Source organism: Streptomyces sp. NPDC018000 (assembly GCF_044328025.1).
GTDB lineage: Bacteria > Actinomycetota > Actinomycetes > Streptomycetales > Streptomycetaceae > Streptomyces.
Genome location: NZ_JBIRGM010000001.1, coordinates 939,305 through 946,583, shown reverse-complemented (window position 1 = coordinate 946,583; position 7,279 = coordinate 939,305). Strand labels below are relative to the sequence as shown.

The 7,279-nt window shown below is 70.6% G+C and carries 6 protein-coding genes; 5 read left to right on the top strand and 1 reads right to left on the bottom strand.

The window, feature by feature from the left end; genetic code table 11:
* Positions 1-94: 94 nt before the first annotated feature.
* Entirely contained in the window at positions 95-1,705 is a 1,611-nt protein-coding gene (locus ACH4EW_RS04465; protein WP_398251172.1) for an MFS transporter, read from the bottom strand.
* 116 nt (positions 1,706-1,821) lie between these two features.
* Between ACH4EW_RS04465 and ACH4EW_RS04460 the strand changes: the two genes are divergently transcribed.
* From ACH4EW_RS04460 to ACH4EW_RS04440, 5 genes are all read left to right on the top strand, one after another.
* Entirely contained in the window at positions 1,822-2,493 is a 672-nt protein-coding gene (locus tag ACH4EW_RS04460; RefSeq protein WP_398251169.1) for a TetR family transcriptional regulator, read from the top strand.
* 232 nt (positions 2,494-2,725) lie between these two features.
* The gene (locus tag ACH4EW_RS04455) at positions 2,726-3,937 is read left to right on the top strand and encodes an alpha/beta hydrolase (RefSeq protein ID WP_398251166.1); all 1,212 of its coding nucleotides are present in this window, start codon (positions 2,726-2,728) and stop codon (positions 3,935-3,937) included.
* Between the two features lie 77 nt (positions 3,938-4,014).
* The gene (locus tag ACH4EW_RS04450; RefSeq protein ID WP_398251164.1) at positions 4,015-5,019 is read left to right on the top strand and encodes a DUF4429 domain-containing protein; all 1,005 of its coding nucleotides are present in this window, start codon (positions 4,015-4,017) and stop codon (positions 5,017-5,019) included.
* A 128-nt stretch (positions 5,020-5,147) separates the two neighbouring features.
* A complete protein-coding gene (locus ACH4EW_RS04445; RefSeq protein WP_398251161.1) occupies positions 5,148-6,512 on the top strand; it encodes a sensor histidine kinase in 1,365 nt (454 codons plus the stop codon).
* A complete protein-coding gene (locus ACH4EW_RS04440; RefSeq protein WP_398251158.1) occupies positions 6,509-7,192 on the top strand; it encodes a response regulator in 684 nt (227 codons plus the stop codon). Before ACH4EW_RS04445 ends, ACH4EW_RS04440 begins: the two co-directional genes overlap by 4 nt.
* The last annotated feature ends 87 nt before the right edge of the window (positions 7,193-7,279 follow it).

Here is a 7,279-nt window from a genome sequence, read left to right as displayed (position 1 = left end):
CCGCTGCGCTCTCCTCCCTCCGCCTTGCGATCGCACGCACCAGACACCCCCGGCCCCGCCCTGCGGGCGGACGACGCTACTTTCGAAACACGCCCTAGATGTGACCCACGCCCGCCCCCGCCTCGGCGTTCGCGCCGCGCTTGGTGAGCGTGGCGACCAGCGCGGCGCCCACGGCGACGATGCCGGCGACCATGAACGCCGTGCTCATGCCCGACACGAACGTGTCCTGGGCGACGCCTGCGATCTTCGCCGCGACCTCCGGCGGAGTGTTGGCGTCCATCGGCGCCACGCCGACCTCGACGGCCGAGGACGCGGCGTCCAGCTGCTCCGGCGAGAGCGGCGGAAGATTCGCGGCTGTCCAGTTGTCGGCCAGCTTCGAGTCGACCTGGGAGGCCATGACCGCGCCCAGCACCGCTGTGCCGAGGCTGCCGCCGACCTGCATGGCGGACTGCTGCAGACCGCCCGCGACGCCGGAGAGCTCCATCGGGGCGTTGCCGACGATGACCTCGGTGGCGCCGACCATCACCGGGGCGAGGCCGAGGCCGAGCAGACCGAACCAGATCGACATGGTCAGGGTGCTGGTACCGATCTCCAGCTGGGACATGCCGAACATGGCGGCCGCCGTGCACACCATGCCGCCGACCAGCGGGACCCGCGGGCCGAACTTGGTGATCGCGGCGCCCGCGAGCGGCGAGGCGACGATCATCATCCCGGTCAGCGGCAGCAGGTGCAGACCGCTGTCGACGGGGCTCAGGCCGTGCACGTTCTGGAGGTAGAAGGTGACGAAGAAGAGCCCGCCCATGAAGGCGAAGGCCATCAGCACCATCAGGACCACCCCCGCGGACAGCGGCACGGACCGGAACATCGCCAGCGGGATCAGCGGCTCCCTGACGTTCTTCTGGGAGAAGGCGAAGACCACGAACAGGGCCACGGCCGCGCCCAGGAAGCCGAGCGTCTTGTAGTCGCCCCAGCCCCACTCGGCGCCCTTGATGAGGGCCCAGATCAGGCAGAACATCGCCTGCGACAGCAGCACGATGCCGCCGATGTCAAAGGAGCGCGGCGTGTTCTCGGCGCGGTGGTCCTTGAGGATCACCAGGCCCAGCAGGAGCGCGATCACACCGACCGGCACATTGATGAAGAAGACCGACTGCCAGCTGACGTGCTCGACGAGCACACCGCCGAGGATCGGGCCGCCCGCGGTCGAGGCACCGATCACCATGCCCCAGATGCCGATCGCCATGTTCAGCTTCTCGGCCGGGAAGGTGGCGCGCAGCAGGCCGAGCGCCGCGGGCATCAGCAGGGCGCCGAAGAGGCCCTGGAGCACCCGGAACGCGATCACCAGTGCGACGCTGTCGGAAAGGCCGATGGCCCCCGATGCCGCGGCGAAGCCGACGACACCTATGAGGAAGGTCTGGCGGTGGCCGAACCGGTCACCGAGCTTGCCCGCGGTGATCAGGGAGACCGCGAGGGCGAGCATGTAGCCGTTGGTGATCCACTGGACGTCGGCAAGCGAGGCGCCCAGGTCCTGCTGGATGGCGGGGTTGGCGATGGCGACGATCGTGCCGTCGAGCGCGACCATCATCACGCCGATGGCCACGGAGAAGAGCGTCAGCCAGGGGTGGCCGCGCAGCCCCTTGGCAGGTGCGGGCCCGGCGGTGTCCTGCGGCTCTCGCGACGCCTTTTCGACGGTGGTCTGACTAGTCATGGCGCGAGATTAGTGTCAGTCGCTGACAGTTGACAAACCATTTCACAAGTCGGTAACTGTCACGTAACTCACAGGGATGCCGAGCTGGACAACGCAGGAGAAAGAGGACCACTTCAGTGATCGATGGGCAGCAGACCACGCATCCGACCGGACTGCGCGAACGGAAGAAGCGACGTACCCGGGACGCCCTGCTGCACGCCGCCCTCGATCTTTTCATCAACCAGGGGTACGAGGAGACCACCGTCGACGAGATCGTCGACACCGTCGAGGTCTCCCAGCGCACTTTCTTCCGCTACTTCGCCGGCAAGGAGGAGGCCGCCTTCGCCATCCAGGAGATGGTGGAGTCCCACTTCCTCTCGGAGCTGCGCCGACGCCCCGCCGCGGAAGCTCCGTTCGAGGCAATGCGCAGCGCGGTCCTCTGCGCCTGGAACAGCATCGGTGAGGCGATCGAGGCGATCGTCACGGTCGAACTCCATATGCGTACGTACCGGATGATCGAGTCGACGCCGTCACTGCTCGCCGCCCATCTGCGGCGCAGCATGGATCTGGAGAATCAGGTCGCGCTGCTGATCGCCGAGCGCGAGGGGCTCGATGTGGCGACCGACCCCCGGCCGAGGGTCGCCGTAGCCGCGTTCGGCGGGGTGATGCGGGCGGCCGGGCAGCTCTGGGGGCAGGGGCAGGACATCAGCGTGGATTCGCTGCGCGCACTGACCGAGGTGTACCTGGACCAGCTCGGACCGGCACTGGCCGGGAACTGGCGGGCGGGGGCCGGCACCGGGCTCGGGTAGCGACATGGAGACTCCGCCCGATATGCCGCACGCCTCACTGCCGCGGCGTGACCGACTTCACAACAGCCGCGCCCCGGTGCCCATATGCGACGCTCCGGGGGAATTCTGCGCGCCTGAGTGTGCGCGCCACGCCAACACAGCGTGAAATGAACCGTTCTGAGTTCCCGACAGCCGGGTGATGCGCACCATCCTCGTCACGGCTGCCGTCGCGCGTCTCCTAATGTGGGCCGAAGTGACTTCCTTCGACTCCTCCCCCACGCTCACCGCATGGCGCGCGCTGCTCGCCGTCGCGGTTGTGTTCGTGATGCTGGCGACCACGGGCTGGACCGCCGTACGTCACCAGCACTCCGACGAGCCACGCGCCGTCGCACTCGCCTCCTGGGCACGGGGCCGCATAGCGGGTCATGCGCTGCCGGACGCCGACGCACCGCCGCATCGCCTGGCGCAGTTCTTCGCCGCGCTCACGGCCGCCCAGCGCACTCGCCTTGCCGACAAGTACCCCTTGGTCGTGGGCAATCTGAACGGCGCCCCGGTCACCCTGCGCTACCGCGCCAACCGGCGGGCCCTGGTGCAGGCGGGGGCGGTCGAGCGGCAGCGCATGCACGACGCCAGGCTCTCTCCCGACGGCCGCACCGAGGCGCTCCGCCGGATGGAGCGCTTCCAGTCGATGCTCGCCCGGGGACGGCATGTCCTCGCCTTCGATCCGTCAGGAAAGGGCCGCGCCGCGGAGGTGTTCGGTGATCTCGACCGGGCCGAGCGGGTCTCCGTGATCGTCCCCGGCGTCGACACCAACCTGCTGACGCTGGAGCGGCCCGCCCCCAAGGTGAACGCCGCCCCGGTCGGTATGGCGAGGTCGCTGTACGCGGCGGAGCGCGCCGCGCGCCCCGGTATCCGTACCGCCGTCATCGCCTGGGCCGACTACACCACGCCCGCCGGAATCGGTATGGACGCGGCCCTGGGGAACCTCGCCCAGCGCGGGGCGGTGCGGCTCAACGCGCTGCTGGGCGCGCTGCCCGGCAACGCCCAGGTCGCGCTGTTCTGCCACAGCTACGGCTCGGTGCTGTGCGGTGTCGCCGCACATGAACTGCCCTCCAGGGTCGCCGACATCGTGGTCGCGGGCAGCCCCGGCATGCGGGTGGAGAACGCGGGGCAGCTGCGCACCGGGGCCAGGGTGTGGGCGATGCGTGATCACGACGACTGGATCGAGGACGTACCGAACCTGGAGCTCGGCGGACTCGGGCACGGTGCCGATCCGGTCGACCCGAGCTTCGGCGCACGCATCGTCTCGGCGAGCGGTGCGGTCGGGCACAGCGGCTATTTCGAGCCGGGCACCGAGAGCCTCAGCAACTTCGCCGCGATCGGTGTAGGGGCCTACGGCTCGGTGAGCTGTGCGAGCTCCGGCAGCGCCTGCCACGACGGAGTCACCGGCAGCCGGACGATCTGACGGGGGCGGCGGGCCGATGCCGGTCGGTCTTACGCCAAGGGAAGACGTGCGGACAAGTGCCGCATACCATAAGGCACATGGGTGATGTGCTGGCCGGAATTCATGCCACCTGGGAGTTCGACACCGACTCCGTGCTCATCCGCTTCGAACGGGGAATACGCGCGCCGAAGCTCTTCCAAAGTCTGCGTGAGCGCCGCGTCCCGCACGCGGCGCTGTCGTCGGTGACGCTGGCCCCGGGCAAGCGGGGCACGGTGGTCCTGCATGCGGTGCCGAGACCCGGCGCCGACCCGTTGCTGGAGGCTGCGGCCGGGCAGCTGAAGGACAGCTGCGATCCGTACCGGCTGGTGCTCCCCGCCGAGCGCGAGACGCTCGCCGAGTACTACGCGGACGAACTGCGTGCCCTGCTCGGTCCCGACGCCGCGGAGCCCGCCGACCGGTTCCTGGTCGCGGCCCCCGAGGCGCCGATGCAGTTCAAGGCGTACGACGCCCGGGCCAGCTTCGACGGGGACCGGATCTGCTTCCGCTGGTTCTGGACGGGCGCCTCCACAGCGAAGTGGAAGGCCGGCGACCAGACGTTCCCGGTGACGGAGCTGAGCGGTGTCGAGTGGCGCTCGCCGGAGACCTTCGACGGCTATCTGCGGCTGGTGCCAAGGGGCCTGGAGGGTGCGGTTCCGGGGCCGGGCACGGGTGCCGGACTCGGCATGAGCACCGATTCCGGCGTGGGCACGGGTACGGGTACGGGTCCGGAGCTGGGCACGCGGCTCGGCGCGGGCGCGGTGCAGAGCGCCCGGCCGATGGCTCCCCGCCCCGCCCGGGCCGATCAGGACCCGACCGCAGTGATCTGCGGCCTCGGCTATGGCCCCGTGCACGAGTCGCTGCCGTTCGCCGCGGCCGTACTGGAGTCCGTACGCAGGAGTCATTCCGCTCCTACCGCACCGGCGACCGTCCTGGCAGGCGCGGGGCGCCGCGATCCCGCGGACATCGCCGAGCGGATCCGGTACCTCGGGGAGCTGCACCAGGCGGGTCTGGTGACGGACGACGAGTTCAGCGCGAAGAAGGCCCAACTGCTCGCCGAACTGTAGAGACAGCCGAACTGCAGAAACAGGTGTGCGACGGCGGCTTGTAGTACTGCCGTACGAGAAGCACGGCAGCGGACCGAAACCCTGGTATGACGCCTGCGGGCCGGTCCGCTGCCTACGCTGATCGAGCCATGTCCACTTCCCCGCCGCACAGGCCGCCCCCTCCGCCCCCACAGCCCCAGGCGCCCCCGCATCCCCCGCCGCCGGTCGACGGCCTGGTGAGCGCCGCCCGGCGCAATCTGCGCCAGATCGCGCACGGGCTCTCCCACCCCTCCCACCCCGCCACCCCGCTCCTGGCGGACGCGTCGAAGCGGTGGCAGCGGCTGCTGCCGTACGCGGTCGTCCTTGCCCTGGCCACGGTCTTCGTCCCGGTCACGATCAATGTCCTGACCGACCAGTACGGCGTGAACGGAGGACTGTCGGGAGCCCTGGCCGTCGCGCAGGCGGCGCCGCTGCTGATGCTGGCGCACCGGCCGCTGCAGGCCTGGTGGATCGTCTTCACCGCCGACATCCTGAGCGCGGTCGTGCTGGCCGGGTATCCGGTTCACCGTTACGAGATCTGGCCGTGGCCCCCGCCCACCCTGATCGGCTATCTCTTCCTGCTGCTCGCGCTGGCCCTGCGCGAGACCCGGCGGACCCTGGTCTCCGTCTGGGTGGCGACGGGTGCGGCGAGCCTGATCCTGCACCTGATCTCGCCGGACCGCAGCAACGGCAGCGCACTGCTGCTGGTGATCCTCGGCGCGGTGGTCCTGGTGATCGGCGCGGCACTGCGGGAACGAGGCGACGCGCAGCGTCGGCTCGCCGAGCAGGAGACCATCAGCGAGGCCGAGCGGGCACGGCGGACGCTGCTGGAGGAGCGCACCAGGATCGCCCGGGAGCTGCACGACGTGGTCGCGCACCACATGTCCGTGATCACGGTCCAGGCCGACTCCGCGCCCTACCGGATCAGCGGGCTGCCCGAGGAGGCGTGCGAGGAGTTCGGTGCGATCGCGGCGAGCGCGCGGGAGTCCCTCGCGGAGATGCGGCGGCTGTTGACGGTGCTGCGCAGTGACGGCACGGAGGGCGAGCGGGCACCGCAGCCGGGTCTTGACCGGGTGCAGCAACTGGTGGAGGCGACGGTGCGGGCAGGGCTGCCGGCCGAGCTGTCGCTGGCCGCCGATGTGAGGGACGTACCGCAGGCGGTGGATCTGTCGGCGTACCGGATCGTGCAGGAGGCCCTGGCGAACGTGGTCCGGCACGCGCCGGGTGCACGGACCCGGGTGTCGGTCACGTCCGACGGTGAGCACCTGACCGTTCTGGTGGTCAACGCCCGGGCGGAGCAGCCCGGTTCGCCGCTGGAGGCGACCGGGACCGGGCACGGCCTGGTCGGTATGCGCGAACGCGTACGGTTGACGGGCGGCACGCTGGACACCGGACCGCTGCCCGACGGCGGCTTCCGGGTGGCCGCGCGGCTGCCCCTGGCCCTCGTTCCGCCCCCGACCTCGGAGGACTCTTGACCATCCGCGTGATCATCGTCGACGACCAGGGCATGGTGAGGGCGGGGTTCGCGGCACTGCTCGCGGCACAGAGCGACATCGACGTGGTCGGTGAGGCGCCGGACGGGCGGCAGGCCATCGACGTCAGCCGGAGGGTCCACCCGGACGTGGTCCTGATGGATGTCCGGATGCCCGAGATGGACGGCCTGGCGGCGGCCCGCGAGCTGCTGAACCCGCCGGTGGGGGTGGTGCACCGCCCCAAGGTGCTGATGCTCACCACGTTCGACGTGGACGACTACGTGTACGAGGCGCTACGGGCCGGGGCGTCCGGCTTCCTGCTGAAGGACGCGCCGCCGGCGGATCTGATCTCGGCGGTACGGGTGGTCGCGGCGGGCGAGGCGCTGCTGGCGCCGTCCGTGACCCGGCGCCTGATCGCGGACTTCGCCCGGCAGGGCCCGTCCGGAGCCACCCGGAGCGGGCAGTCGCTGAGGCTGAACGAGCTGACCCCGCGTGAGACGGAGGTGCTGGAGCTGATCGCGCGGGGCCTCTCCAACCAGGAGATCGCGGGGCAACTGGTGCTGGCCGAGCAGACGGTGAAGACGCATATAGGACGGGTGCTGGCGAAGCTGGATCTGCGGGACCGCGCTCAGGCGGTGATCTTCGCGTACGAGGCGGGAGTGGTGGTACCGGGAGAGCAGTAGTGCCGGTCGCGGCACCAGGGGGGCTCCCCCCGCCCCGCCCCTCCGGCAGTCCCCCCGTACACCCCCTACCCCGGTAGCACCCCGCAC

Excerpts from the sequence above, each read along its gene's own strand:
- ACH4EW_RS04445 (WP_398251161.1), top strand. The coding sequence starts at position 5,148 with ATGTCCACTTCCCCGCCGCACAGGCCGCCCCCTCCGCCCCCACAGCCC.
- ACH4EW_RS04465 (WP_398251172.1), bottom strand. The coding sequence starts at position 1,705 with ATGACTAGTCAGACCACCGTCGAAAAGGCGTCGCGAGAGCCGCAGGAC.
- ACH4EW_RS04450 (WP_398251164.1), top strand. The coding sequence starts at position 4,015 with ATGGGTGATGTGCTGGCCGGAATTCATGCCACCTGGGAGTTCGACACC.